The following is a 25515-nucleotide window of genomic DNA, read 5'->3' on the forward strand; positions in this document are numbered from 1 at the left end:
TCATTAATCCCACATGCCTTCGGCGTCGCCGGCCGCGGCGCGCTGACCCGCCTGCGGACAGGGGCCAACCTGATGTTCCAGTATCTCCCGTTGCCGGTCGGCCCAGTCGGGCAAACGCTGCACCAGGCAGGCCAGGTTGGCATCCAGCCCCTGATCGGCTTCCCGGTTAAAACGCTCACGCAGGCTGGTGGCCATCGGCACCAGGTAGCGGGTCAGAAAGTCCCGCAGCGCCCGCCGGGGCGAACCGGCGTCCCGCCCGCTCTCCAGTTCCTGCTGCTCCAGGTGGCACAGCAGGGCGCAGAACTCGAGCATGGTCACCAGGTGATCCGGCTCGTCGACATGACCTTCGTCCTCGGTGGCGGCCTTGAGCCCGAAATGCCGGTAAAAGGCCTGCACATTGAGCAGGTAGCGGCCCGGCGTGTCGCCGGCCAGCAACTCTTCGTAGGCGCTGGCCACCAGGGGCACCTGGGGCCGGCCGCGCCGCCCCTGTACAAAGGTGGCCATGTAACCCACCTCCAGCGCCTTCAGATCACTGCTTGCCGGCAAGGCGGGCCAGGCGGCCTCGCCCTGTACCGCCATGGCCTGGCTCAGCGCTTGTGCCATGCGGCCCTCCTGCAGGGCCTGCCAGGTTTCGGCCAGCGGGTAATCCAGCATGGCCGCGGCCAGCCGAAAGACGCTGCCCCGGGCCAATACCTGTTCTGTGGTAACGGATTGGGTGTGCATCAATAACCTCTCCCTCAGCTCAGCTTGAACATGTCGGCATGCTTATAGCCGATCAGCAGGTCCATCAGGGCGCTTTCGCGTCCTTCGGCCTTGGCCTGGCGCTCGGTCTTGAGCGTGTCCAGCACCTCGCCCACCCGAGGGCCGAACAGGCTTTCCAGGTAGTCCAGCGGTATGCGCGGCTCTTCGAGCGTGCGGCCATCGGAGGCGTATTTGGGTGACGACAACGGCGGCACATAGAACACATTGGGCTGGGTGCCCCACTCGGCGTGCAGCGGCAGCGCCACCTTGAATTGCTCCACCAGCTTGTGAATGGGCCCGTCCTTGTCGTCCCGGTAGCCCACCCAGCGAATGCGACCCACGCACTGGCGGGCACAGGCGTTGGCCAGACCCTTTTCGATGCGCGGATAACAGAAGATGCACTTCTCGGACTTGGAAATCTGCTCGTTGAAGTAGATTTTCTTGTAGGGACAGGCGTTAACGCAGTAACGATAGCCCCGGCAGCGCTCCTGATCCACCAGCACGATGCCGTCTTCCTGGCGCTTGTAGATGGCATTGCGGGTACAGGCCGCCAGGCAGCCCGGGTTGGCGCAGTGGTTACACAGCCTGGGCAGGTAGAAGTAGTAGCTGTTGGGGTAGTCCCCCTCGCCTCTGTCTTCGTCCCAGTTGGCGCCCCAGGTGGGTTTGACGTTGGGGCGCAGCCAGGGGTCGGTACCGGTCATCAGCGCTTCTTCATAGTTGTATTCCCAGGGAATACCGTAGTCTTCCTGGCTGGGCTGGCGACCCAGGCGCAGGGCACCGTCTTTATCGAAACCGCCGCCCATGTTCTGGTAATCGCGGGGGTAGCCCAGCCCGGGCTGGGACTCCACGTTGTTCCAGTACATGAATTCGCGACCGTTGCGGTTGGTCCACATCAGCTTGCAGGCCGAAGTGCAGGTCTGGCAGCCGATACATTTGTTCAGATCCAGCACCATGCTGAGTTGTCTTTTTACAGCCATGAGTGTCTCCTGTTAAAGGGTCCGCGGATCGGCGATGTCTTCCGCCCTGGCCAGCTCGATATCGAAGCTGGATTCGTGCAACAGCTGGTTGGCGTTCCACATGCAGTATTTAAAGCCCAGGTGGCCCCAGCCTCCCACCAGCTCCAGCGGCTGCAGAAAGGTGGCCATGGCGTTGTTCATCGGCTTTCTGTGAATGTACTGATGGGGCTCCCAGCCGTGCTCCATCATGATGGAGTGCGTCGGAATGCTGGGATAGAACTTGGCCTGGGCGAAGAAGTCGCCGGTGCTGTTGAACAGCCGCACCCGATCGCCGTCCTTGATGCCCCGCTCGGCCGCCAGCCCCGGGTTGATGTAGATATTGGGCTCGCCCCGTTGCAGCCGCAGCAGGTATTTGTTGCTGCGCCAGTTGGAGTGCACCCCCCAGCGGGCATGGGGTGAATAGAAGTGCAGCGGGTAGTTCGAGGTCTCGGGGCCGGCATAGAGCCGCGCCGTGGGCACGGTGGCCCCCAGTTTCATAAAGCGCGGGTGATCACAATAAAAGGTGATGCGCCCGGTCAAGGTGTCGTAGGGCTTTTTGCCGTCGGTCTGGGCGGTGAACGGGTTGTAGGGTTCATCCGGCTTGAGCGGCTGGTTGGTACCCGCGTGTTCGTTCATCACGATAAAGCCGCGCTCCACCGCCTCTTTCACGCTGACACCGCCAAATTCCGGCGAGTTCTCCACGATATAGGTGAACACGTCGAGGTCGGTACTGAGGGCGCCGTTGCGGGTGAAGTCGTCGTGAATGGTGTGCAGATCCCGGGTGACATCGCCATCCGGAATGGGACCTATGCCCCGGGCGATGGCGCGCTCCTGAATCTTTTGAGTGAGCAGCGCCATGATATCCCAGTCGGGCTTGGACTCGCCCACCGGTCGTACCGAGCGGGTAAAGACGTTACAAAACCGGTGATAGCCCTGGGTACGCAGATCCCAGGCCTCGTAATGGCCCGCCGCCGGCAGCACATAGTCGGCCCACTCGGCGGTGGAGTCCATGCGCACGTTGACATTCACATACAGCTCGCTGGCCTGGCGCAGGTGTTCATCGCGATAGCGGTTGGCAAACTTGTTGCGGCGGAAGGTATTGTCGGCCACCGAGATCATGCCCTTGATCTCGCCGTGATACGGCATCCAGCCCTCGTCGATGGACTCCTTGATCATGGCGTCCAGATCGTCGAGATCGAAGCCGACCCGTTCCTTGAGCTTCTTGTTGTTGAAGTGCTCGCGGGCGCCTTCCATCATGCCGCCACGCAGAAACTCGCCCAGACCACCCGGCTCGTAGCGGGGTTTCTTGTCACCAACTTCGGCCAGCTCGGCCCATTTCGGGTGATTCCACACCACCCAGGAGGTATCCAGGCCGCCGGTACGACCACAGTGGCCGGTCAGCGACAGCGCCAGCCCGTAGGCCCGGCCGATATGAATACAGTTGGAGTAGCCGGAGGTAATGTAGCCCAGCATGACGATGGCCTTGCGGGCTTTCGCCAGATAGCGGGCTTCCTGACGCACCACGTCCGGGTGAATATTGGTCAGCTTGAAGGTGTCTTCCGGGCGGTACTTGGCGGCTTCCTGCTTCACCTGCTCGAATACGGTAGTAACCTTGATGCCATCGACCTCGAACTCGCCCTCGATGGCCGGGTCGACGTTGCCGAGCTTGAGGGTCTTGTCGTCACTGCCCATGGAGCCCTTGGCCTTGACCGCCTGTTGGGTGGTCAGATCCCAGTGGTAGAACACCTCGATGGAGCCGCCCTCCACCAGATCCGCCTCGCGCAGCAGCTTGCCGTTGTCGATACGTACCAGCATCGGCAGATCGGTCTGCTCCTTCATGAACTCGGGTTTGAACAGCTTTTCCTCGATGATGACGTTGACAAACGACATGGCGAGAAACGGATCCGAGCCCTGATTGATGGGCATCCACAAGTCGGTATGAATGGCGCTGGGGTTGTGATCCGGGGCCGTGCTGGTAATGCGGGCGCCGTTGTACTTGGCCTCCCAGATGTAGTGGGCATCGGGAATACGGGTGGCGTTGGGGTTAATCATGCCCATCAGAATGTAGTCGGCATCAAACCAGGCATCGGAGGTAAAACTCTCCAGCGGGTTGCCGTAGGTCAGATGGGCACCGGTATTGAGATCGCCCACCACGGTGAAGCCGTCGAGCTGAATGCCCCCTACCAGAGACGCAAAGCGGTTGGGACCGGAGTGGCGCACCATGGTCTGGTTGCCCGAGCCCTGATGGGTCTTGAGCTTGCCGGGACCGTGTTTAACGAAAATGTCGATGATCTTGTCGGCAATTTCTTCGGTGGCCTGATCCCAGGAAATACGCTGCCACTTGCCTTCGCCCCGCTCGCCGGCCCGCTTGAGCGGGTAGCGCAGCCGGTCGGCTTCGTACATGGCGGTGGAGTGAATGGCGCCCTTCTGGCAACCCCGGGGGTTGGCGTCGGGCACCTTGGGGTTGACCTGGGGATACTTGGCGATCTGCTCTTCGCGCACCACCAGACCATCCTTGACGTAAACATTCCAGGCGCAGTTGCCCATGCAGTTGATGCAGTGGGCGGCGTGGCCGATATAATCCCAGTCCCACTCCTTGCGGTACAAGTCTTCCCAGCTGCGGTAGGGATACTCGGTAGCGAGGGTGTTGGAAATGGGCTCCAGGCGGTTGAGCGCCCAGCTTTTGCTGCTTATCACGAGTCCGGCGCCGGTCAGGCCCAGTCCCTTGATAAAATCACGGCGCTTGATCTTAGACATGTGCATTCTGATGTCCTCCTGTGCGACGACTTGTGTACGGACTCAAGCCAGCCCGGTCTTGGTCGCTTTGGGTTGCGGGAGGAAAATAACACCGCCATTAATCGAACGTCATTGGCTAATCTCCGTCCAAGCACTAAAGTTCATTGATGATTGATGCAGATCAACCGAACTTGACAAGTCAGACAATCGATAAATATCAATTGTGCAACATTTTACAGTCATTTATGCTAACAAAGTCTTCATTTGAAACCTAATTAACCAGCCATCATTCCTGATTGACTTTCCCCGTGCCCGGGTTTATGACAAGTGAAGTATCATGGCTAAAAAACGTATTCTTCAGGAGAACACCATGGCAGGAGGATGGTCACGAGACGGCGCCGTGCAGGATCAGATAGACGCCAGTGTGGAAGACGCGGTACAGGATGCCCGCAGCCGGCTGGGTGCCGGCGAGAGTCTGAGCCACTGCGAGGAATGTGACGCTTCCATTCCCCAAGCGCGGCGCAAGGCGGTGCCGGGCGTACGGCTGTGCATCGGGTGTCAGGCCGAGCAGGAAAAGCAGCGCACGGCGGTCGACGGCGTCAACCGGCGTGGCAGTAAGGACAGTCAGCTAAGGTGAGGTTTGGCCGCTGACGCCTGATCACTCGTCGGTAGCGTCCGCAAGGCGAAGCAACAGCAGGGTTACCTCCACCGACACGCTTCAGGCCCATCCATGGGACGCTCGGCAAATGCCGTCCCTGGCATTTCACGGTCGTGGGAGTCAATCTCTGTTGCCTCTCCTTAGCACCGAGTTGTCTGCAGGGAGCTCCCACAGGCGGCGCCGCAGCACAGGGACGGATGAAGGGATCTGCTCCGCCGACCTTCTGTTTCAGGGATGAAACAGAGAGCGCCCATGGAAGGGTCTACAGCGAGTCGGCGGAGCTGGCCCTTTGTCCGACGTTTGCACAGTTCAGCCCGCCAATCGGGGGTAGATCAGCAGGCTGTGATCCGGGCCGGGCAGAATGTCGGCTTCTACTCCGTACAGGGTCTGGATCAGCTCGGCTTGCAGGCACTGGTGCAAGGGGCCGAAGGCCTGCAACGTGCCGTCCTTCACCGCCAGCACGTCGTCGGCGCAGCGGGCCGCCAGATTCAGATCGTGAATGGCCACCAGGGTCACCATGTTCTGCGATTGAGTCAAACGGCGTAATACCGCCATGATGTGCAGCGAATGGTACAGGTCCAGCGCGCTGGTGGGCTCGTCCAGCAACAATACTCTGGGCCGGCGGATCAACGCCTGGGCAATGGCCACCATCTGGCGCTGGCCACCGGACAGCTGCTCCAGATAGCGGGGCGAAAGATGCGCAATCTCCAGCTCGTCCAGCACGCCACGCACCAGTGCCAGATCCGCCTCGGTCACCCGCACCTTGCCGTGCACCTTCAGCGCCATCAATATGGCTTCAAATACCGTGATCCGCACCCCCACCGGCGTGCTCTGGGGCAGGTACACCACCTGCCCGGCCCGGCGGGCGCGACTCAGGTCGGCCAGATCCCGGCCGTCCAGCACTACCCTGCCCTGCTCCGGATCGAGCAGACCGGCAATGCCCTTGAGCAGAGTCGACTTGCCGGTGCCGTTGGGCCCCAGCAGCACACTCAGGCGGCCGGCCTCGGCGGTCAGGCTCAAATCGTCCACGATCAACCCCTGACGATAGCCCAGGCTCAGGTGTTCCAGGGTCAGGCTCATAGACCGCTCCTTCTACGTACTACCACCAGCAAAAACACGAAGAAAGGTACCCCGATAAGCGAAGTGGTGATACCGATGGGCAACAGCACGCCGGGGATGATGCTCTTGGACAGAATTTCGGCAATGGTCAGCAGAATGGCGCCGAACAGCATGGATCCGGGCAGAAAGAAGCGCTGATCTTCCCCCAGCAGCATGCGCGCCATGTGCGGCCCCACCAGGCCGACAAAACCGATGATACCGACGAAGGCCACCGCTACCGCCGCCAGCAAGGAGGACAGCAACAACACCAGCAGCCGAATGCGATTCACGTTCACCCCCATGGCCTCGGCCGCCTCGTCGCCCATGCGCAGGGCGGTGAGGCGCCAGGCGCTTCGTGACAGCAACACGCAGGCCAGCAACAGCAGCGCCGCCGTCACCCCCACCTTGGGCCAGGTGGCCCGGCCAAGGGAGCCCATGGCCCAGAACACGATTTGCTGCAGGGTCTCGGCGCTGGCCGCAAACTGCAGCATGGCGTTGAGGGCAGAAAACACGAACAGGATGGCGATGCCGGTGAGGATCATGGTCTCCTGGGTCGAGCCGCGCATGCGGCTGACCAGAAAGATGACCCCGGCGCTCAGGCAGGCGAACACGAAGGCGTTCAGGGTGATCATGTAGCCCTGGGCCCACTCCCAGGGCAGCAGCGGCGCGCCGAAGGCGATGGCCAGCGCCGCACCAAAGGCGGCGGCATGAGAAATGCCCAGGGTAAAGGGTTCGGCCAGCGGGTTGTTGAGAATGGTCTGCATCAGGGCACCGGCCCCGCCCAGTGCCGCGCCCACCAATACCGCCATCAGCGCCACCGGCAGGCGAATATCCCAGATGATGAAGCGGGATTTCATATCGGCGCCATCCGGACTCATCAGGGTGTAGACTACCTGTACCAGACCCAGTTTTCCCGGGCCCAGGGTCATGTCCAGCAGAAAGATCCCCAGCAGCAGCATGGCACCGATGGCCACCCACTGCTGGCGCCGTCCCTGGTGTTGACGATAGTGATACTGATAGTGATGCCGGTCTTCCTGACGGGCCGTGATGGCGTCGGTGCTCATTGCATCTTCACCCAGAAGCGACCTTCATAGGGGAACGGCATGAAGCGCTGGTGAAACTCGCGAAAATCCGCTTCGGCATCGATGCCCTGCATGCGCTCGGGATGCATCCACTGGGCCATGACCTCGATGGCGGCGAAATAGGTGGGGCTGTTGTAGAACTGGTGCCAGATACCGTAAAACTCCTTGTTGGCAACGGCGTCGATAGCCTGCCAGCCGGCGCGCTGACTCAATGCCTGGAATCCACGCTGCAAATCCTCGTCTTCACCCTGGTAACCCAGGTTGAGGCTGTTGGCCTCGGGATAGGCCTGCTGCCAGTTGGCGCCGGTGCCGATGATCAGGTCGAAGGGCTCGGTGACCAGGGCTTCCGGGTTGATGTCCAGCGACAGGGCCTGGGTCTTGTCGCTACCCCAGTTGGTGCCACCGGCCAGCTCCACGTAATGACCGAAGTTGTTGGGGCCAAATACCCGGCAGCAGTCGCCCATGCCGGAGGCGCGCTCCATCAGCACCAGCGGCCGCTCTTCTTCCTTCAGCCCTTTCATGCGCTCGGCCATCCGGGCCATTTTGTTGGCAATGAAAGTATTCACCGCCTCGGCTTCTTTTTCCCTGTGCAGCACTTCACCCAGAATGCGGATGCTGGGCAAGGTGTTCTCGGTCGGCGCGTCGCGAAAATCCACGAACAGGGCGGCAATGCCCGCCTTTTCCAGCTTGTCCAGGGTGCCGTTTTCCTGCCACAGCTGGAAGTAGGCCTGATTGACCACCACCAGCTGGGCATCCAGCGTCAGGGCCTTTTCAACCTCGAAGGTCACCTTGCCGGGATGACCAAAGCGCGGCAGCGTGTTGACGGTGTCGGGAAAGGTCTCGGCCAGCTTGATATAGGTGTCGGGATCGGCCCGCTCCATGTCGTCCGCCCAGGCTACCACATGGGCAAAGGGGTCGTCCTTTTGCAGCGGCATCAGTATGTACATCAGGCGGGCTTCGGAAAGAATGATCCGGTCTACCTGGTCGGGCAGGGTCACGGTGCGGTCCAGCAGGTCGGTGACCTGGTGCTCGGCCGCCAGTGCCGGCAGCGTGGTAAAACAGGCACAAAGCAGCAACAGGCACGTTCTGAACATGAGCAGTCTCGAGAATAGAAAACAAAGGGACGCTAATAGTATTGCTAACCATTGTCATTTGCAAACGCTTGTTCCCCACCGGCACCGCACAGCCGACGGCGCCGGATCATTACATCCGGCCAAAATTCTTATACAATGGCCGTTGTTTTTTCCTTCCTTACTTTCTCTGTCGACTCTCACGCTATCCATTCTGAGTTGACACATGACACACCGGAGCAGCACGTTGGCGCAAAAACCCGAACCGTTTAAAGATCTTGGACTGGATTCCCGTCTATTAACCGCATTGGATCACATGGGCTTCACCGCGCCCAGCGAGATTCAGGACAGGGCCATTCCGGTCATATTGAGCGGCCATGACCTGATCGCGTCCTCCAAAACCGGCTCGGGCAAGACCCTGGCCTTCCTGCTGCCGGCCCTGCACCGGCTGATGAAGACCAAGGCGTTGAGCAAGCGGGATCCGCGGGCGCTGATCCTGGCCCCCACCCGGGAGCTCGCCAAGCAGGTGTATGTACAACTGCGCTCGCTCACCAGCGGCAGCTCCATCAACATCGCCCTGGTGCTGGGCGGCGAAAACTTCAACGAGCAGATCAAGGCACTGCGTAAAGAGCCTCATGTGGTGGTGGCCACTCCGGGTCGGCTGGCCAACCATCTGGATGCCCGCTCGCTGATGCTGAGCGGCCTGGAACTGTTGATCATGGACGAGGCCGACCGCATGCTGGATCTGGGCTTCGCCAAGGAGCTGAACCAGATCAACGAGGCCGCCGATCACCGCCGTCGCCAGACGCTGATGTTCTCGGCCACCCTGGAGCACGCCGAAGTCAACGAAATGGCCGACAAGCTGCTCAAGTCGCCCAAGCGAGTCGCCGTGGGCGCCGCCAACGCCGAGCACCTGGATATCGAGAAGCGCTTTTATCTGTGTGATCACCTGGATCACAAACAGGCGCTGTTGCAGCATATTCTGACCACCGAAAGCTATCAGCAGGCGATTATCTTTACCGCCACCCGCCCCGATACCGAGCGGCTGGCGGCCCTGTTACACGAGCAGGGGCTGACCACCGCCGCCCTCAGTGGTGACATGAGTCAGGCCGAGCGTAACCGCATCATGGACAGCTTCAGCCGTGGCCAGCAGAAGGTGCTGATCACCACCGACGTGGCCTCCCGCGGGCTGGACTTGTTGCAGGTGTCGCTGGTGGTGAACTTCGACATGCCCAAGCAGGCGGAAGAATACGTGCATCGCATCGGTCGTACCGGTCGTGCCGGTGCCAAGGGCACCGCCGTATCACTGGTGGGCCCCAAAGACTGGGACGCCTTCAAACGGGTCGAGCGCTTCCTGCAGCAGGATATCGCCTTCGTGACCATTGAAGGGCTGGAAGGCAAGTTCAAGGGCGTGAAACCGGCCGCCAAAAAGTCCGGCCCCAAGGGGGCTGACAAGCCTGCGGCCCGCGGCAACGGCTACAAGGGCAAAGGCGGCCCCAATGCCTACAAGCCGGCCAAGAAGCCGGTCAAGGCGCAAAAAGATCGCAGTGATCGACTGCCGACCGGCACCGGCCTGGGCTCCAATGACGGCATGGCGCCGCTGAAGCGCAAGAAGCCGACCAGCAACGACTAATCCCCATCGTTCAAGCGGTTGCGGTAAAAAAGGCCGGGGCGCACAAGCGCCCCGGCCTTTTTTTAAGCCTTCACCCCTCACGTATTAACTACTGCATATGCCAGCCGTGGTTGACCACCTTCATCTATTTTTCTTCAGTGGGGGGCTTTCATTTATTAATTTAATGTTAATAATGTGACCATTGATTTATAAAATGATGCCGCTTCAGTATGAAGAACCTGCCCACGGATCTGCTACGCACCTTCGTCACCATCAATCAGCTCGGCGGCTTTACCCCGGCCGGCGAGCGACTGGGCCGCTCACAGCCCGCCATCAGCCTGCAGGTAAAGCGGCTGGAAGAGCTGCTCGATATTCGCTTGTTTCATCGCGCCAGCGGCCTGCAGCTGACGGAAGAAGGCCTGCTACTGCTGGGTTATGCCCAGAAAATGCTGGACTTGAACGATGCGGTGGTATCGCGCCTGAGCTCACCCAAGGTCAGCGGCTCGGTGCGCCTGGGCATTCCCAACGACTTCGAAGTCTCGTTTCTGGCCACCACCATCGGCCGTTTTTCTCAGGCTTATCCCAATGTGACCCTGGACGTGAGCAGCGACATCAGCGCCAACCTGCTGCATGACTACGGCAAGGGCGAGTATGATCTGGTGATGGCGATAGAAGAGAGCGGCCTGCCCCAGCAGAGGCTGACCGATTACATCATAGAGCCGCTGGTATGGGTGCGCAGCAGCAACCTGATGCTGGAGCCGGAGGCGCCCTTGCCCCTGATCCTCTATCCCAAGGGCTGCCTGTATCGCAAGTCGATCATCCATGCCCTGACCCAGGCCAACCAGCCCTGGCGCATCGTTTACAGCACCTCCAGCCTGCTGGGGATCCATGCCGCCATCAAGGCCGGGCTGGGCATCAGCGCCTTGTCCAGAAGCACGGTACCCGAGGGACTGGAAGCCTCGGCGAGCTTCGCCCCCTGCCCTACTCTCGGCAATCTGTCCATCGGCTTCTGCTATGACGCCAACACCCTGACCCCGGCCTCGCGCATGTTGCTCGACTACCTCAAACACGGGCTCAACGCACTCTGAGCCCGAGGATTAAGTCCTCGCTCAGGCACTCAGCCGCTGAGCCCAGAACTGGCGGAACAGCTCGCTCAGGCCGCCGGTCAGTTTCACTACTTCACCACAGCTCTCGCGGTTGTTACGCCCGCTGTCCACATGACTGTCGGCGGCGACTCGAATACTGCTGATGCTGCGGTTGATTTCTTCGCTGACATCCCGTTGCTGCTCGGCCGCCGCGGCAATCTGCAGGTTCATTTCGGTGATGTCTTTCACCCGCCGACCAATTCCCTCCAGCGCGCCGGCTGCCTGCTGGGCGTGTTCCACACTACCCTGCGCCTGCTCCCGGCTGCTGGCCATGGCGGCCACGGCATTGAATGTGCCTTGCTGCAGCACCGAGATCATTTGCTGGATATTGGCGGTAGACTGCTGGGTCCGCCCGGCCAGGTTGCGCACCTCGTCGGCCACCACCGCAAAACCACGGCCCTGCTCACCGGCCCGAGCCGCCTCAATGGCCGCATTCAGCGCCAGCAGATTGGTTTGATCGGCGATATCGCGGATCACATCCAGCACCACCGAAATCTCGCGACCATGATCCTCCAGCTGATGAATGACCTCGGCCGCCCGCTCGATTTCCTGCTCCAGCGCATGAATGGAAGCACTGGTTTGTGCCACCAGTTGTCGCCCGCTGTCGGTATCCGCGTTTGCCTGCTCGGCGGCCTTCGCCGCCTGCTGAGCGCTGCCGGCTACATTCTGAATGCTGTTCACCATTTCGTTGATGGCGGTGGCAATCTGCTCGGTATCGGACTGTTGACGCCGCGTCAGGCCATCGCTGCTGGTCAGTTCATCCTGCAGATGACGGGTATGGCCTCCCAGGCGCTCGGCCGCATCCGACAAGCGCCCCAGCACGGCACCAGCTTCGGCCTGGGCCATTTGCAGGGCAAAATCGATCTGGCCGAGCTCATCACGACGACCGGTATAGGCCTGCTGACTCAGCGGATTGTCGGCATAACGTTTGGCCCGGCCGGCCAACCGACGCAAGGGCCGTAATAACGCCATGTTCAGCAGTACTGATGCCGTGCCGCCCACCAGTGCCATCGCCAGGGCATGAGTCCAGGCCACCCCGGATATCGCCGCCAGAGCCAGTAGCACCACGGCGAGCAGACCGACATTGGCCAGCGCCAGCCAGTGGCTCAGCCCCGGTCGCGAGGCAGCCTGTACCTTGCCGGCGCGAAGCTTTTCATAGAGCCGCTCCGCGGCCTGCACCTTCGCCGGCTCGGCGCGAGTGCGTACCGACTGGAATTCCACTATCTGTCCGTCCCGTTGAATGGGCGTGACGTAGGCATTCACCCAGTAATGATCGCCGTTCTTGCAGCGGTTCTTGACCAGTCCCATCCAGGACTGTCCGGTTTTGAGCGTGGCCCACATGTGCTTGAACGCCGTGGCCGGCATATCCGGATGACGAATGATGTTGTGCGGCTGATTGAGCAGTTCTTCGCGCTCGAAGCCACAGATATCGATGAAGGACTGGTTGATATAGGTGATATGACTGTCTGGGGTGGTGGTAGAGAGAATATTGACTCCCTCCGGCAATTCGATGTTACGCCCGCTCACGGGCTGGTTATTTCTCATTACATCTTCCTTGTGAATGACCGCTTTACATCCCTGTCGTCTGGTTGGTGTATCGCTTTTTGTGTCTTCGCCGACATCACCTATATCCATATACTACTTATGGATAATATCCATATAGATATTACGGTTTTGTGAACCCACCAGAAAAAGTCCTCAAACAGATCCTCTTTTTGTTTCTTTTCTTCACGATTTTTTGCCTGCCGGAGTCAACCGAACGGTATCCAAAGAAATTGTTTTTCATCAACAAAACGAACAAGACGCTGACAGCTTGTCATTGAGCCAAAGCCCGGAAGATCCGGGCTTTGGCTCAATGACAAGATACGATTCAGCTGGCGCGGGCCATCACCGCAGAGGTGGCCCCCTGGGTCAGCTTGCTGACCGCCACATAGATGACGCTGGACGCCAGGCATTCCCCGGCAAGAAGGACGAGATAAACACCGGCCCTATCATCACCGCCAGCAGGGTGCCGGAGCCCAGAATACCCAACTGGCCATCGGTTTATGTTATGACACCAACACCCTGACCCCGGCCTCCCGCATGTTGCTCGACTACCTCAAGCACGGGCCTCTAGCATTAACGAAGGAAGAGCTTATCGTTCGAATGTCTCTGTTGAGAAAGACGTTGCCATCTGATCAAATTCCGCTTTCAAAGCGGTCTGAAACTGATGGCAAAGCCGAGAGACCAAATGAAATTTCGGCAGAATGATAGCCACCTCGAACTCGACTTTCGGCGTAAAGGGTCGTAACACCACTGTATTGTCATTTCTTTTTCCATATTCCATCGCAGTGACCGGATCGATCAGCGCATAGCCGACCCCCTCATTGACCAGGGCCATCGCCGAGGGGAACAACTGCGTTTCTGCGACCACATTGAGAGAACAGTTGTGTTTGTAAGCCAGGCTGCGCAACTGCATGGTGCTCTGATGCGCATCACCCAGGGTGATAATCGGCCTGTCCTCCAGATCTTCGATGGTGATTTCCTGCTTGACGGCCAGCGGTGAGCCTGGTGGCAACGCACAAAACATCCGGAAACTATAGGGAAAAATCTCCAGCTCATTTTTTGCTTGTGGTTTTTCCACTATTCCAAGGTCGAAATGGCCGCCGGCAACCCATTCTTCTACCTTCCGGGATGGGAATGTCTGCAAAGACAGCTTCACGTCTGGATTGTTACGCATAAAGCCGGCAACAATCCTGGGTGCCAGGGTTGCCAGTCCCGGCATGCAGCCTATCTGCAACTTTCCGACCCTGCCATTCTTCAGGTTTTCGGCCAGTTCCTCCAGATTACTCAGCGCCTTCAGTGCTCGCTCCACCCCTTCGGAAAAGGTCTTGGCCTCGATGGTCATCTCGGTACCGTAGTGGTTCCGCTTGAACAACATAAAGCCCATATCACTCTCAAGGTTGGCAATGGCCGAACTGACCGCCGGTTGCGTCAACCCCAGGCGCCGCGCCGCCTTGCTGATACTACCTCCACGCATAACCTCTTGAAATATGTAAAGTTGTTTTGCATTTATCTTGGGGATCATGAACGACCTCGAGCAGCGTATGATGTTAACCAACAGGGTAAAGATTTCTCTTATACATCCATCAAAAAGTATTATTTGATCTTATACCTAGAGGATTAACATAATGAATACATTCTCACAACAAAAATGGACGTAGGAGAGTGTTATGCACTACTTGGATGTGATGGGCCTGCTGGCCTACTTTATATTGCTGGGATACATAGGTTATCGAAGTGTCAAAAAGGTAAACTCCAGCGCCGACTTTGCCGTTGCCGGCAACAAGATAACCTGGCCCATTCTGTTTGCTACCCTGGCCGCCTCCTTCCTCGGCGGTGGTGCCTCCATGGGCCGGGCCGGGCAGGCATTTGATCACGGCTACGCCTTCATGTTCGCGGCCAGCGCCTTTCCGATAGCTACCGTATTAACGGGGATATTCATTGCTCCCAAACTGAAGCGGTATATCGGTGCCCATACGGTGGGCGATATCATGGAACAACAGTTCGGTCGTTATGCCCGGCTGATTACCGGTATCTTTTCACTGATATTCTGTATCGGGATCCTGGGTGCCCAGGCACTGGCGGTCGGAACCGTATTCAATGCCATTATCGGCATCGATATTACCACCGGCATTCTGATCGGCATGGGCGTGGTGCTGCTTTACTCCACCATTGGCGGCATGTGGGCGGTCATACAGACCGATGTGGTCCAGTTTCTGATGCTGGCCATCTTCATGCCCATCACCCTGCTGATCGGCATCAATGAAGTGGGTGGCGCAGAACAGCTGATTGCCCGGTTACCCGACAGCCATTTCAGCATTATGGGCGACTACGGCCCCGGCATGTTCCTGAGCCTGTTTATCGCCTTTCTACTGGGTGAAACTCTGGTGCCTCCCTATACCCAGCGCGCCCTGGCGGCCCCCGACTCCCGCAATGCCAAGATAGGCTATACCATCTCGGGTGTGTTTGGTTTTCTGTTCTATTTTGTCAGCTCGACTATTGGCCTCATTGCTCTGATCCTGTACCCGGATATCAGCCCGGACCTGGCCATGCCCGAACTGATCAGAACCGCCCTGCCTCTGGGAATCACGGGTCTGGTACTCGCCTCCCTGCTGGCGGTGGTGATGTCGACTGCCGATTCCTACCTCAACTCGGCGTCGGTCATCTTCGTCAAGGATATCTATCAGGGCTTTATCAACCCCGATGTCGGCGAGAAAAATAAACTGTGGATTGAGCGCCTGGTAAACCTGTTAATTGGTATCGGCGCCGTGGTGTTTGCCCTGTATGCGACCTCCATCATCGATGCCCTGCTGATCAGTTATTCATTGTGGGCGCCGACCATTCTCATTCCTTTTGTGCTGGGTGTGCTCCTGGACCTTAAATGCAGCAAGTCGGCCATCGGTGCCATCATCGCCGGTGCCCTGGTCACCATTGTGTGGAAATGGGGCCCCTGGGATCTGAGCGGCATGACGGGACTGTCGGCACTGGTCGCCGGTGTCTCGGCCAACCTTCTGACTTTTACCGTGATTTATCACACCTTTAAAAACAGTCGGGCCACCTCGCTCGTTACCAAAAACAGCTAACAAGGAGTGTCGTTATGCACTGGTTCGAAATCGTCGTTTATGCCACCTCCGCCACCTGTATTCTTACGGCGCTGGCCATCGGTGTAATGTCTTACAAATTCTACAAAGATAATTAAATAACAGGGGGCTCTGCCCCCTCCCTTATTGCCCTGTTAAATAACCGACGCTCGCTGCTTTAGGCCGCAATCAGCTTTCCTCTGGTGCGCCAGAGATCTGATCCGGTGGGTTCAGTAATATCACGAGCCGTTATTTAACAGCGCATCCTGTCACTGCCATTCAAGTCAATCAGGTGGTTTTAATGAAACATGTCATCGTGGTCGGCGCAGGTATTGTTGGCCTGTCCGTTTCCAAAACATTACTGAACAAGGGCTATCGGGTGACCTTGCTGGATGAAAACCAGCCCGGCTCGGGTACCTCGTCGGGCAATGCCGGTCTCATCGCCAATTATGCCACCACTCCACTATCCAACCCCGACAGTCTGCGTTCCATGTTCCAGGAAATAATCCGCAGCAAACGCGCATTGTCGATCGCTCCTCATTATCTGCCTGAGCTGACCGGCTTTGGTCGCGCTTTCCTGCGCGCCATCGGCAACAAACCCTTTACCGAAAACAAGCGAACCCTGGTCGAGCTGGTTGCCAGGGGAACCCTGTTGCAGCAGCAGTTGCTGAAAAGCCTGGGCTCGGATGAGATCTACCAGACCAAGGGATGCCTGCAAGTCTATCGTCAGGATCCCACCATGGGCCCGCAGCTAGCCAAACTTGCCGCCGCCAAACAACGAGACGGGGTGCAATGTGAAGCTCTGGATCGCGAGGCGTTGCTGAAACTGGAGCCGGGGCTGAACCCCCAAGGTCTGGAAGGAGGCCTCTGGTATCCGGACACCTGGTCATTGCGTCATCCCCGGCAGCTCTGTGAACAACTTCACGAGCAACTGCTGGAGCAGGGACTGGATTATCATCCGTTATCGGTTGATACGCTCAGGCAATCGGGTGACAAGGTTCAGATCCGGGCTGGTGAGCAGGAACTGGTTGCCGATGCCGTGGTGCTTTGTGCCGGTATGGGTAACCAGCAGCTCTTGGCGCCTTTGGGAGTCAAGCTGCCGGTGGTCAGCGAGCGCGGCTATCACCTGATGCTGGACGATCCGGATCTGGTGCTGAACCGGCCTGTCGGCTGGCTCGCTCATTATTTCTATGCCACTCCCATGGCCAACGGCATCCGCATCGCCGGTACCACGCAATTTGCTCAGCCTGCAGCATCTGAAGCACAAGACCGATATCGGCATATGCAGGAGTGGGCTTCCACCCTGTTTGGTCGCCCGGTCTCGGTAGCCTCAAAATGGATGGGAGTCCGCCACAGCACCCCAGATTCATTGCCTGTTATCGGCCCTTTACCGGACAATAAGCGCGTCATTCTGGCCTTTGGTCATGGCCACTTGGGTATGACACTGGCCGCGGTGACCGGTCAGTTGGTGGCTGACTGCCTGGCCGGTCGACAACCGGATGAACTGGCCACTGCACTATCACCGGCACGCTTCCTGTAACTGTCCACGATCTCGGTCCGAACAACATAAAAAAGCCCGGAAGATCCGGGCTTTCGACTTAGCTATTACTTGACCATTCAGCGACTCAGTAGCTCCGTGCCATGGCGGCGGATGCCACTCCCTGGGTCAGCTTGCTGACCGCCACATAGATGACGGACGAGGCCAGGCAACCATAGAGCGGCCCTTCTACCCAACCCACATTGGTGAACAGCAGGAAGCTGCCACTGGTGACCAGACCGGTGAACATGGCGGCCAGGGCGCCATAGGCGTTCCCCTGCCAGAAAGACGAGATAAACACCGGACCTATCATCACCGCCAGCAGGGTGCCGGAGCCCAGAATACCCAACCAGGACAACATGAAGGGCGGTGCAAACAGCATCATCAGAAAGCCGACGAAACCGAGAATCGCCACCCAGCTGCGGTTAACCCACAGGATTCGCTCGTTGCTGGCATTGCTGTTGGGGAACAGCGCGGTGCGCAGGTCGTGAGACGCGGCGCTCGACACCGTGTGCAGCAGCGAGTTGGCGGTCGACTTCATCGCGAACAGGATGAACAGGGTAATGATCCCCGCCAGCGCCGGATGCAGGAAGGTCGCCAGATACACCGGCATGGCCTGATCCGAGTCGGCCAGTTCGGGATGAGCGATGCGCACATACATGCCGATAATCGGCACCAGACTCAGCAAACAACCCATGGGAGCTACCCAGATGGCCACCTGATGCATCTTCACCGACGGTTTGAACGCCAGGAAGCGCACCGCCATGTAAGGCAATACGGCGGTAAACAGGAAGGCATAGGGCAATACCAGGAACACAGATCCCTTGCTCTCGCCATAAGGCGCCGCGGTCGTGGGATTGAGCAGCTCCGGGTCGACCGCATTCAGCCGATCGATAAAGTCGGTCAGGCTGACATCGGTGAACACCTGCACCATCATCACGATGGCTCCCAGGCCCATGCCCACCACCATCAGGGTATCGGTCCAGGCCACGGCGGCCAGTCCACCCAGCATGGTGTAGAGAATGATCACCGAAATCATCAGCAGCGCACTTTCCGTCAGGCTGATACCCAGCCAGGAAGCCCCCAGCAGACCCACCGCCTTGATCTGACTGGTGAGGAACACCAGCAACAGCACTATGGTAATCACGGCGGCGACGCCCTTGACCCAACGTTCGATCAGCGAACCGCCACCATGCACCTGCGATACGTATTCCGGAATGGTGCAGCTGCCCAATTCCTCGGCACGCTTGCGCAGAAAGTGAGCGAAGTACAATACCGCGATCACCATGGCCGGCGCGAAGAAAAAGTTACCCAGTACTTCCACCGAGCCAAACTCGTACGCCACCCCCGGGGATCCCATAAAGCCCCAGCCACTGAAGCCGGTGGCTACTATGGTGCCGGCACCCACGAAGGGTCCCAGACTGCGCCCCGCCACCAGAAAACCGGCGGCATCACTGTCTTTTAGCGCCCTGCTCGACAAATAGCCGATCAGGATCAAAACGGCAAAAGACCCCAATAGCAGGCCCCAGTTTAACCATTGATAATTTTCCATCACAAATTCCCTTTAACTCAGGTTTGTCCTACGAACTGGCAGCATGGCTCAGTGGCCACGACCACCCTTGTGGATAAACTCCCGGTAGCCGAAAGCCAGTACGGACCAGACGATGATGGTGGCGTTCAGATAAACGAACCATTCCATGGTCCAGGATTGAGACAACATAATTTCTACCTCTTCTTGAGCGGCGTATCGCTACGCTGGTTGCACATTCCCTGATTCCACCGGTTTGTACCGGCCTCACCAGAAGTAGTCTGGCAATAACGAGTCTCTCTTTATTGCCGGTATCGGTATTCTGTTGCTTGACGTTGTTTAAAGAAAAAAAGGGCCCGCCTGAACCGGCGAGCCCCATTGATTAGCCCTTGATGATGTTGTGTTCCGGACCGAACGGGAAGCGGGTGATGTTCTCTACTCCGCTGTCGCTGATCACCAGAATATCGTGCTCACGATAACCACCTGCGCCCGGCATGCCTTCCGGCAGCATGATCATCGGTTCCATCGATACCACCATGCCCGGCTCCAGTACCGTTTCGATGTCTTCACGCAGTTCCAGCCCGGCTTCACGGCCGTAATAGTGGCTCAGGGTGCCGAAGGAGTGACCGTAACCGAAGGTGCGGTATTGCAGCGCATCCTGCTCGGCGAAGATCTCGTTCAGCTCGTGGGCGATGTCACAGCAGCGAGTACCGGCCTTGATCAGTTCCAGACCGCGGCGGTGTACCTTGCAGTTGAGCTCCCACAGTTCCAGGTGACGGTCGGAGACGTGCTCGCTGAACAGGGTCCGTTCCAGCGCGGTGTAGTAACCACCGATCATCGGGAAGGTGTTCAGGCTGAGAATGTCGCCGGCTTCAATCTTGCGGCTGGTCACCGGGTTGTGGGCGCCGTCGGTGTTGATACCGGACTGGAACCACACCCAGGTGTCCATCAGCTCGCCATGGGGGAAGGTTTTGGCAATTTCACGCACCATGGCCTGAGTACCGGCCAGGGCCACTTCGTATTCCGGCACACCGACACCGATGGCGTCACGAATGGCGGCGCCGCCCACATCGGCCACCCGGGCACCCTGCTTGATCACGGCGATTTCTTCCGCCGACTTGTACATGCGCATCTTCATGGTGGGCACGCCGATATCGACAAACTCGGCTTCCGGCAAAGCTGCTTTCAGCTTGTCCAGTGCTTGCAGGTTGATGTGGTCGAATTCCACACCTACGCGCTTGGCGCCGCCGATCAGTGACTTGACCGCATAGAAGAAGTTGTCTTTCTGCCAGTCGGTATACACCAGGTTGTCGCCCAGGGCGTTGCGACGGTAAGGCTGGCCGCCGTCGATGTTGGCGGTAATGGTGGTGTGAATGTGCTGGGTCACGGCCAGGCCGTAGTCCCGGCCGAAGCGGCAATATACGAAGTCACTGAAGTAGTTGATGTTGTGATAAGAGGTAAACAGCACGGCGTCTACGTCGTTGGCGGCCATGTAGCTGCGCAGCTTGGACTGACGTGAGGCCATTTCTTCTTTGGAAAACATGCCCTGGACTTTTTCACCGTTGGGAATATTCAGGGTCTGTGGCATTTGCATGATAAGGCTTCCTTCCTCTATGACAGTAACAGGGTTGATTGCGCCGCTGTAACAACCGGACCTAGCGCATGACCTGATACTAAGTTCGGCCTTGTCATAATAGAAATGAATACTTTAAATCACCCCATTAACAATGTTAATGGGGTGTTACATTTAAGTGAAAGAGATTAACCAAAAAACAGAGCATCGATCCACTCAAGGAGCGAAACTATGTACATTTTGCCAAATTTCAATGTCGAAGCGTCACTCAAACTTAGGGGACTCGTCTAAACTATTTCCCAATTTTCATCAAGAGTGTTTCTTGATGAATTAATTCATAAAACTAACAGAATCATACTGCAACTAGATGATACTTATGAATTAATAAATTACAGCGGTTCACTAATAAGATAGAAGTCATATTAAAAATGAACCGCTGTTGTTGACCTTGGTCAGAATAGCTTCGCTATTATCAGAAGCTTGCATTTCTCGGCGTTCTAGGAAAAGGAATCACATCTCGTACATTGCTAACCCCTGTTACATAAGCAACCATTCTTTCAAGACCGAGTCCAAATCCAGCATGAGGTACAGTACCGTAGGTTCTGAGTTCTCTATACCAACCGTAATCGTCTGGGTTCATTCCCATTTCAATAATTCTTTCATCAAGAACATCTATTCTATGCTCGCGCTGTGACCCCCCTATTATCTCACCAATGCCTGGTGCCAGCACATCCATGGCCGCAACTGTTTTACCATCATCATTCACTTTCATATAAAAAGCTTTTATTTCTTTGGGATAATTGATGACTATAACAGGTGCGTTAAAATGCTCTTCTGTCAGGTAACGCTCATGCTCGGAGGAAAGATCAACTCCCCAATAGACAGGGAAATCGAACTTCCTACCTGAATCAACAAGTATATCAACAGCTTGTGTATAATCGACTGTAATAAAATCCATGTCGATCAGGTTTTCCAATCGAGAAATAGCACTACTGTCAACATGCTGAACAAAGAAGTTCATGTCATCTTTCCGCTCAAGCAGTACCGCCTTGCAAATATACTTAAGCAATGACTCTGCAAGTTGGGCGCTTTGCTCAAGGTCTGAAAAGGCAACCTCGGGCTCTACCATCCAGAACTCAGCCAGGTGACGACTGGTATTAGAGTTTTCCGCTCTAAAAGTAGGTCCAAATGTATAAACCTTACTCAATGCACAGGCATATGTTTCTGTGTTTAGCTGGCCAGAAACCGTCAGAAAAGTTTCTTTTCCAAAAAAATCTTCTTTAAAGTCTACATTACCATTAGAATCGTGGGGGATGTTATTAAGATCAAGAGTTGAAACGCGGAACATCTCGCCTGCACCTTCACAGTCGGACGCGGTGATAATGGGTGTTGAAACCCACATAAAACCCTGCTCACTGAAATAACGATGAATAGCTTGAGCAATACAATTCCGAACACGGGTCACACTACCTATTATATTGGTGCGAGGTCTAAGATGTGCATGCTCACGCAGATATTCTATGCTGTGTCTTTTTGAAGACATGGGGTATGTGTCTGGATCTTTTACCCAACCGACAACATTAACTTCTTCGGCTCTCAACTCAAAATTTTGTTCTCTTCCCTTGGATTTAACAATGCACCCATTTACAACAATTGAGCAACCCGTTGTTATCTTGAGAATTTCAGACTGGTAATTAAATATTTCTTTAGGAATTACAATCTGTAAGGAGTTAAAGCAAGAGCCATCTGATAAATTAATAAAAGAGACTCCGGACTTTGAATCTCGCCTTGTCCTTACCCATCCCTTCACTGTTATCTCTGCACCTTCGGGAAGAGATAAGGTTGAAATATCAGAAATAGAAACATCCATAATTATGCTCTCTAACATCAATAAAAAAGGCAAGTCACGACAGTGACTTGCCTTTACTTAATTAACTAAATCTTTCAGTAATGGACTGATAAATACCATCGACGCATACATTGAACAATAATTCGCCATACTCTCGAGTGGCATTTTTTGCCGATGACAAGGTACCCGTACAAGGTACCCAGCTCTGATCTGCCGGGAAGACATCATATGGAGGGAAGGTCGCCGGCTCGTGATGGACAACTTTATCCATATTCACACAATCGGGATGCAAGAATAGCATCAGGGATGTTTCAAGAACCCCACCATGCTCTACATCCCAGCCGGTAAAGCCACCCGGGAACACTTTCTCAATGGTTTCTTGAGTAACGTAGTCCCAATATGACAGCAACATGACCTGGGCATCGATCCCTTCGTGTCTCAGATGTTCGAGACCTAACTCTATTCCTTCGACCAGAAACATCGAGTTTTCAAAGTGACCATTCACCAGAACAAACTTTCTGTTTCCATGTCTGGCATAAGCGACAATGACATCCTTTACGGTATCGATCATCGTCTTACCATTGATGCATGTTGTTCCGGGGAAGAAATTTCCTCCCCCTGATTTTACCTGTGACTTATATCCATAAGAGATAGATGGTGCGACCAGGATGGAATCGGAATTGTTTGCCACTCCCTCCGATATTGCCTTGGGGATCAAAACGTCGGGGTTCATAGACATATGAGGCCCATGCTGCTCAATAGCTCCAATTGGCAACATAATAATGGCATTACCCTCTTTCGTTTTTTCTGCGTAGGTTTGCCAATCCATCAGTTCTAAATTAACCATAAACCGTACCTCTATTACTCTGATAATGATGTTTTATAAGCCGGGCTTGCAGCCATGATCTTGAACTCGTCCCTGACGCCTTTGTATAGCGAACAGCACATCAGCAACATGATGACTGAGAAGGGCAATGCTGCGGCGATTGAAGCCGTTTGCAATGAACTAAGAGCAGCATCTCCTCCGACGACTAACAAAACAGAAGCGACAACGCCCTGCATGATACCCCATATTATTCTGTGTCGGTTCAAAGGACTTTCACAACCTTCGCTCATGATGGTTGTCAACACCAATGTACCCGAATCAGATGATGTTATGAAGTAGGTGGCCACCAGAATAGTACCGACAATCATGGCAGCTGTTGACAGATAACCAAGATCCATACCGGAAAACGTAGCATATAGTGCTTTGGACACATCACTACTTACGACCGCGGCTATTCCTGCATCTTCAAACAAGTCAAGATACAAGGCTGTGCCGCCATAAGCTGCTATCCACACGAATGAAAGAAGCGAAGATACACCCACTACACCCCAGATAAACTCTCGAATAGTCCGGCCTCTGGATACTCTCGCCACAAAAACACCAACGAAAGGAGCCCAGGACATCCACCATCCCCAATAGAATACAGTCCACCAGCCTTGCCACATGCTTTTCCAGCTTGCATCATCATCACCTACACTACTGGGTGAACTTTCGACGAAAACATTAAAGTTGAAGAACTGCATGAGGTATTCAAAGGTGCCGCTAAAAAAGGTTTTTACAATGTAAAGCGTGGGGCCGAAAAGAAAGAAAAAAAGTAACAAAATAATGGTCAGCCACATGTTGCCTATCGAAAGGTATTTCACGCCTTTTTTCAGGCCGGTAAGCACCGAAACCAAGGCGCACAGGGTGATAACAACGATCAGGATCAGCTGAACAGATGAGCTTTGGGGGATACCCCACACCTCGGACAAGCCGGCATTGATCTGCTGTGCCCCCATACCTAATGAAGTGGCGATACCAAACAAGGTTGCAAAAACAGCGATAACATCGATTAACACACCCCATCTTCCGGTTACTTTCTCACCGAATAAAGGATACAAGGTATATCGAATACTGAGTGGTTTGCCTAATCTGTAGCAGACAAAGGCTAAAGACAGACCAACTACACAATATATAGCCCAGGCATTTAAACCCCAGTGGAAAAATGAAATAGCAATTGCAGAAGTTGCAGCAGCTTCATTAGCCACATCTGGAGAGAATGGCGAACCACTGGAGAAGTGGAACATGGGTTCGGCTATCGACCAGAAGATAATACCTATACCTTGACCCGCCGCATAAACCATGGCGAACCAGGCGAAGTATCCAAACTCGGGCTTCTCATCGTCTCGCCCAAGACGTATTTTTCCGTATTTACTAAATCCGATCCAGACACAAAAAACCAGAAATAATGCTGCCAGCGATACATACCATAAATTGGCTGCTATCGTAATCACGGTTCTTACCTGATCAACCATCAGTGATGATTGTTCAGGAAAAGCAAGTGCGAATAAAACCAGTGCAACTGTAATAGCCAGCGATATGAACATTATATGGGGATTTATACCCTTTAAAGGTCCGTTATTAAGAACCATAATTTCTACTCCTTATCCTTAGAAGTGACATCCAATATTACCTTCCCTGTATTTAGAGATATCAACATGATAGTTAATTCTATATTGTTGTATCTTATATATATTCTAATTCTTCCCCTTACTTGTAACCAAAATTACTGTAAACCTTGAAAGTTAAAAGCCCATCTGGTGAGAGATGGGCTTTTGTCTTAGCCTTTAATGATATTGTGTTCCGGACCGAACGGGAAGCGGGTGATGTTCTCTACTCCGCTATCGCTGATCACCAGGATATCGTGCTCACGATAACCACCGGCGCCCGGCATGCCTTCCGGCAGCATGATCATCGGCTCCATCGATACCACCATGCCCGGCTCCAGTACCGTTTCGATGTCTTCACGCAGTTCCAGCCCGGCTTCGCGGCCGTAGTAGTGGCTCAGGGTACCGAAGGAGTGACCGTAACCGAAGGTGCGGTATTGCAGCGCATCCTGCTCGGCGAAGATTTCGTTCAGCTCGTGGGCGATGTCACAGCAGCGAGTACCGGCCTTGATCAGCTCCAGACCGCGGCGGTGTACCTTGCAGTTGAGTTCCCACAACTCCAGGTGACGGTCGGAGACGTGCTCACTGAACAGGGTCCGTTCCAGCGCCGTGTAGTAACCACCGATCATCGGGAAGGTGTTCAGGCTCAGGATGTCGCCGGCTTCAATCTTGCGGCTGGTCACCGGGTTGTGAGCGCCGTCGGTGTTGATACCGGACTGGAACCACACCCAGGTGTCCATCAGCTCGCCATGGGGGAAGGTTTTGGCAATTTCACGCACCATGGCCTGAGTACCGGC

The 25515-nt window shown here is 55.8% G+C and carries 19 protein-coding genes; 5 read left to right on the top strand and 14 right to left on the bottom strand.

Features of this window, described 5'->3' with window-relative positions:
• Nucleotides 1-3 precede the first annotated feature (3 nt).
• From ABD827_RS01975 to clrA, 3 genes are read right to left on the bottom strand one after another with little or no spacing between them, the layout of a single operon-like run.
• Nucleotides 4-723, bottom strand: a complete 720-nt coding sequence (locus ABD827_RS01975) for a molecular chaperone TorD family protein (RefSeq protein ID WP_344961858.1) — start codon at nt 721-723, stop codon at nt 4-6.
• Nucleotides 724-737: 14 nt separating this feature from the next.
• Nucleotides 738-1718, bottom strand: coding sequence for a chlorate reductase subunit beta (clrB, locus tag ABD827_RS01980; RefSeq protein WP_344961860.1), 981 nt, complete (start codon nt 1716-1718; stop codon nt 738-740).
• 12 nt (nt 1719-1730) lie between these two features.
• A complete protein-coding gene (gene clrA / locus ABD827_RS01985) occupies nt 1731-4499 on the bottom strand; it encodes a chlorate reductase subunit alpha (protein WP_344961863.1) in 2769 nt (922 codons plus the stop codon).
• Between the two features lie 310 nt (nt 4500-4809).
• Between clrA and ABD827_RS01990 the strand changes: the two genes are divergently transcribed.
• The gene (locus ABD827_RS01990; protein ID WP_425567955.1) at nt 4810-5109 is read left to right on the top strand and encodes a DksA/TraR family C4-type zinc finger protein; all 300 of its coding nucleotides are present in this window, start codon (nt 4810-4812) and stop codon (nt 5107-5109) included.
• Nucleotides 5110-5439: 330 nt separating this feature from the next.
• On the opposite strand, the gene ABD827_RS01995 is transcribed toward ABD827_RS01990, so the two are convergent.
• From ABD827_RS01995 to ABD827_RS02005, 3 genes are read right to left on the bottom strand one after another with little or no spacing between them, the layout of a single operon-like run.
• Nucleotides 5440-6210 (bottom strand): ABC transporter ATP-binding protein, encoded by a 771-nt coding sequence (locus ABD827_RS01995; RefSeq protein ID WP_344961865.1) that lies wholly within the window; start codon nt 6208-6210, stop codon nt 5440-5442.
• Nucleotides 6207-7292: a FecCD family ABC transporter permease gene (locus tag ABD827_RS02000; RefSeq protein ID WP_344961867.1), complete on the bottom strand. Its 1086-nt coding sequence runs from the start codon at nt 7290-7292 to the stop codon at nt 6207-6209. The genes ABD827_RS01995 and ABD827_RS02000 overlap by 4 nt, the downstream gene beginning before the upstream one ends.
• Complete coding sequence (locus ABD827_RS02005) at nt 7289-8404, bottom strand: ABC transporter substrate-binding protein (protein ID WP_344961869.1); 1116 nt, start codon at nt 8402-8404, stop codon at nt 7289-7291. Before ABD827_RS02005 ends, ABD827_RS02000 begins: the two co-directional genes overlap by 4 nt.
• 292 nt (nt 8405-8696) lie before the next feature.
• Here ABD827_RS02005 and ABD827_RS02010 point away from each other — a divergent pair, with 292 nt between their 5' ends.
• Entirely contained in the window at nt 8697-10013 is a 1317-nt protein-coding gene (locus tag ABD827_RS02010) for a DEAD/DEAH box helicase (RefSeq protein WP_344961870.1), read from the top strand.
• A gap of 209 nt (nt 10014-10222) precedes the next feature.
• Complete coding sequence (locus ABD827_RS02015; protein ID WP_344961871.1) at nt 10223-11080, top strand: LysR substrate-binding domain-containing protein; 858 nt, start codon at nt 10223-10225, stop codon at nt 11078-11080.
• 21 nt (nt 11081-11101) lie between these two features.
• Here ABD827_RS02015 and ABD827_RS02020 read toward each other — a convergent pair whose 3' ends face one another.
• Complete coding sequence (locus ABD827_RS02020; protein ID WP_298717515.1) at nt 11102-12682, bottom strand: methyl-accepting chemotaxis protein; 1581 nt, start codon at nt 12680-12682, stop codon at nt 11102-11104.
• A 589-nt stretch (nt 12683-13271) separates the two neighbouring features.
• Entirely contained in the window at nt 13272-14204 is a 933-nt protein-coding gene (locus ABD827_RS02025) for a LysR family transcriptional regulator (RefSeq protein ID WP_344961875.1), read from the bottom strand.
• Nucleotides 14205-14349: 145 nt separating this feature from the next.
• On the opposite strand from ABD827_RS02025, the gene ABD827_RS02030 reads away from it, so the two are divergent.
• Both ABD827_RS02030 and ABD827_RS02035 read left to right on the top strand, forming a co-directional pair.
• Complete coding sequence (locus ABD827_RS02030; protein WP_344961877.1) at nt 14350-15762, top strand: sodium:solute symporter family protein; 1413 nt, start codon at nt 14350-14352, stop codon at nt 15760-15762.
• A gap of 298 nt (nt 15763-16060) precedes the next feature.
• On the top strand, nt 16061-17299 hold the full coding sequence (locus ABD827_RS02035) for an NAD(P)/FAD-dependent oxidoreductase (RefSeq protein WP_344961878.1): 1239 nt from the start codon (nt 16061-16063) through the stop codon (nt 17297-17299).
• Between the two features lie 85 nt (nt 17300-17384).
• On the opposite strand, the gene ABD827_RS02040 is transcribed toward ABD827_RS02035, so the two are convergent.
• The 6 genes from ABD827_RS02040 to ABD827_RS02065 form a co-directional block, all read right to left on the bottom strand.
• On the bottom strand, nt 17385-18848 hold the full coding sequence (locus ABD827_RS02040; RefSeq protein WP_344961880.1) for a sodium:solute symporter family protein: 1464 nt from the start codon (nt 18846-18848) through the stop codon (nt 17385-17387).
• 358 nt (nt 18849-19206) lie between these two features.
• Nucleotides 19207-20418 carry a M24 family metallopeptidase gene (locus tag ABD827_RS02045; protein WP_344961882.1) on the bottom strand — a complete coding sequence of 404 codons (1212 nt, stop codon included), beginning with the start codon at nt 20416-20418 and terminating at the stop codon, nt 19207-19209.
• Between the two features lie 451 nt (nt 20419-20869).
• Nucleotides 20870-22270 carry an asparagine--tRNA ligase gene (asnS, locus tag ABD827_RS02050; RefSeq protein ID WP_425567957.1) on the bottom strand — a complete coding sequence of 467 codons (1401 nt, stop codon included), beginning with the start codon at nt 22268-22270 and terminating at the stop codon, nt 20870-20872.
• Nucleotides 22271-22328: 58 nt separating this feature from the next.
• Nucleotides 22329-23093 (bottom strand): creatininase, encoded by a 765-nt coding sequence (locus tag ABD827_RS02055; protein ID WP_344961886.1) that lies wholly within the window; start codon nt 23091-23093, stop codon nt 22329-22331.
• Nucleotides 23094-23107: 14 nt separating this feature from the next.
• Entirely contained in the window at nt 23108-24703 is a 1596-nt protein-coding gene (locus tag ABD827_RS02060) for a BCCT family transporter (protein ID WP_344961888.1), read from the bottom strand.
• A 188-nt stretch (nt 24704-24891) separates the two neighbouring features.
• Nucleotides 24892-25515, bottom strand: a 624-nt coding sequence (locus tag ABD827_RS02065) for a M24 family metallopeptidase (RefSeq protein ID WP_344961890.1), incomplete at its 5' end; no start/stop codon positions are given.

Source organism: Oceanisphaera sediminis (assembly GCF_039539745.1).
In the GTDB taxonomy this organism is placed as follows: Bacteria; Pseudomonadota; Gammaproteobacteria; order Enterobacterales; family Aeromonadaceae; genus Oceanimonas; species Oceanimonas sediminis.

Coding starts and splice junctions, on each gene's coding strand:
- ABD827_RS02025 (WP_344961875.1), bottom strand. CDS start 14,204: ATGATCCCCAAGATAAATGCAAAACAACTTTACATATTTCAAGAGGTT.
- ABD827_RS02055 (WP_344961886.1), bottom strand. CDS start 23,093: ATGGTTAATTTAGAACTGATGGATTGGCAAACCTACGCAGAAAAAACG.
- ABD827_RS02045 (WP_344961882.1), bottom strand. CDS start 20,418: ATGCAAATGCCACAGACCCTGAATATTCCCAACGGTGAAAAAGTCCAG.
- ABD827_RS02000 (WP_344961867.1), bottom strand. CDS start 7,292: ATGAGCACCGACGCCATCACGGCCCGTCAGGAAGACCGGCATCACTAT.
- ABD827_RS02030 (WP_344961877.1), top strand. CDS start 14,350: ATGCACTACTTGGATGTGATGGGCCTGCTGGCCTACTTTATATTGCTG.
- ABD827_RS02015 (WP_344961871.1), top strand. CDS start 10,223: ATGAAGAACCTGCCCACGGATCTGCTACGCACCTTCGTCACCATCAAT.
- ABD827_RS02060 (WP_344961888.1), bottom strand. CDS start 24,703: ATGGTTCTTAATAACGGACCTTTAAAGGGTATAAATCCCCATATAATG.
- ABD827_RS01995 (WP_344961865.1), bottom strand. CDS start 6,210: ATGAGCCTGACCCTGGAACACCTGAGCCTGGGCTATCGTCAGGGGTTG.
- clrA (WP_344961863.1), bottom strand. CDS start 4,499: ATGCACATGTCTAAGATCAAGCGCCGTGATTTTATCAAGGGACTGGGC.
- ABD827_RS02010 (WP_344961870.1), top strand. CDS start 8,697: ATGGGCTTCACCGCGCCCAGCGAGATTCAGGACAGGGCCATTCCGGTC.
- ABD827_RS02040 (WP_344961880.1), bottom strand. CDS start 18,848: ATGGAAAATTATCAATGGTTAAACTGGGGCCTGCTATTGGGGTCTTTT.
- clrB (WP_344961860.1), bottom strand. CDS start 1,718: ATGGCTGTAAAAAGACAACTCAGCATGGTGCTGGATCTGAACAAATGT.
- ABD827_RS02020 (WP_298717515.1), bottom strand. CDS start 12,682: ATGAGAAATAACCAGCCCGTGAGCGGGCGTAACATCGAATTGCCGGAG.
- ABD827_RS01975 (WP_344961858.1), bottom strand. CDS start 723: ATGCACACCCAATCCGTTACCACAGAACAGGTATTGGCCCGGGGCAGC.
- ABD827_RS01990 (WP_425567955.1), top strand. CDS start 4,810: ATGGCTAAAAAACGTATTCTTCAGGAGAACACCATGGCAGGAGGATGG.
- ABD827_RS02005 (WP_344961869.1), bottom strand. CDS start 8,404: ATGTTCAGAACGTGCCTGTTGCTGCTTTGTGCCTGTTTTACCACGCTG.
- ABD827_RS02035 (WP_344961878.1), top strand. CDS start 16,061: ATGAAACATGTCATCGTGGTCGGCGCAGGTATTGTTGGCCTGTCCGTT.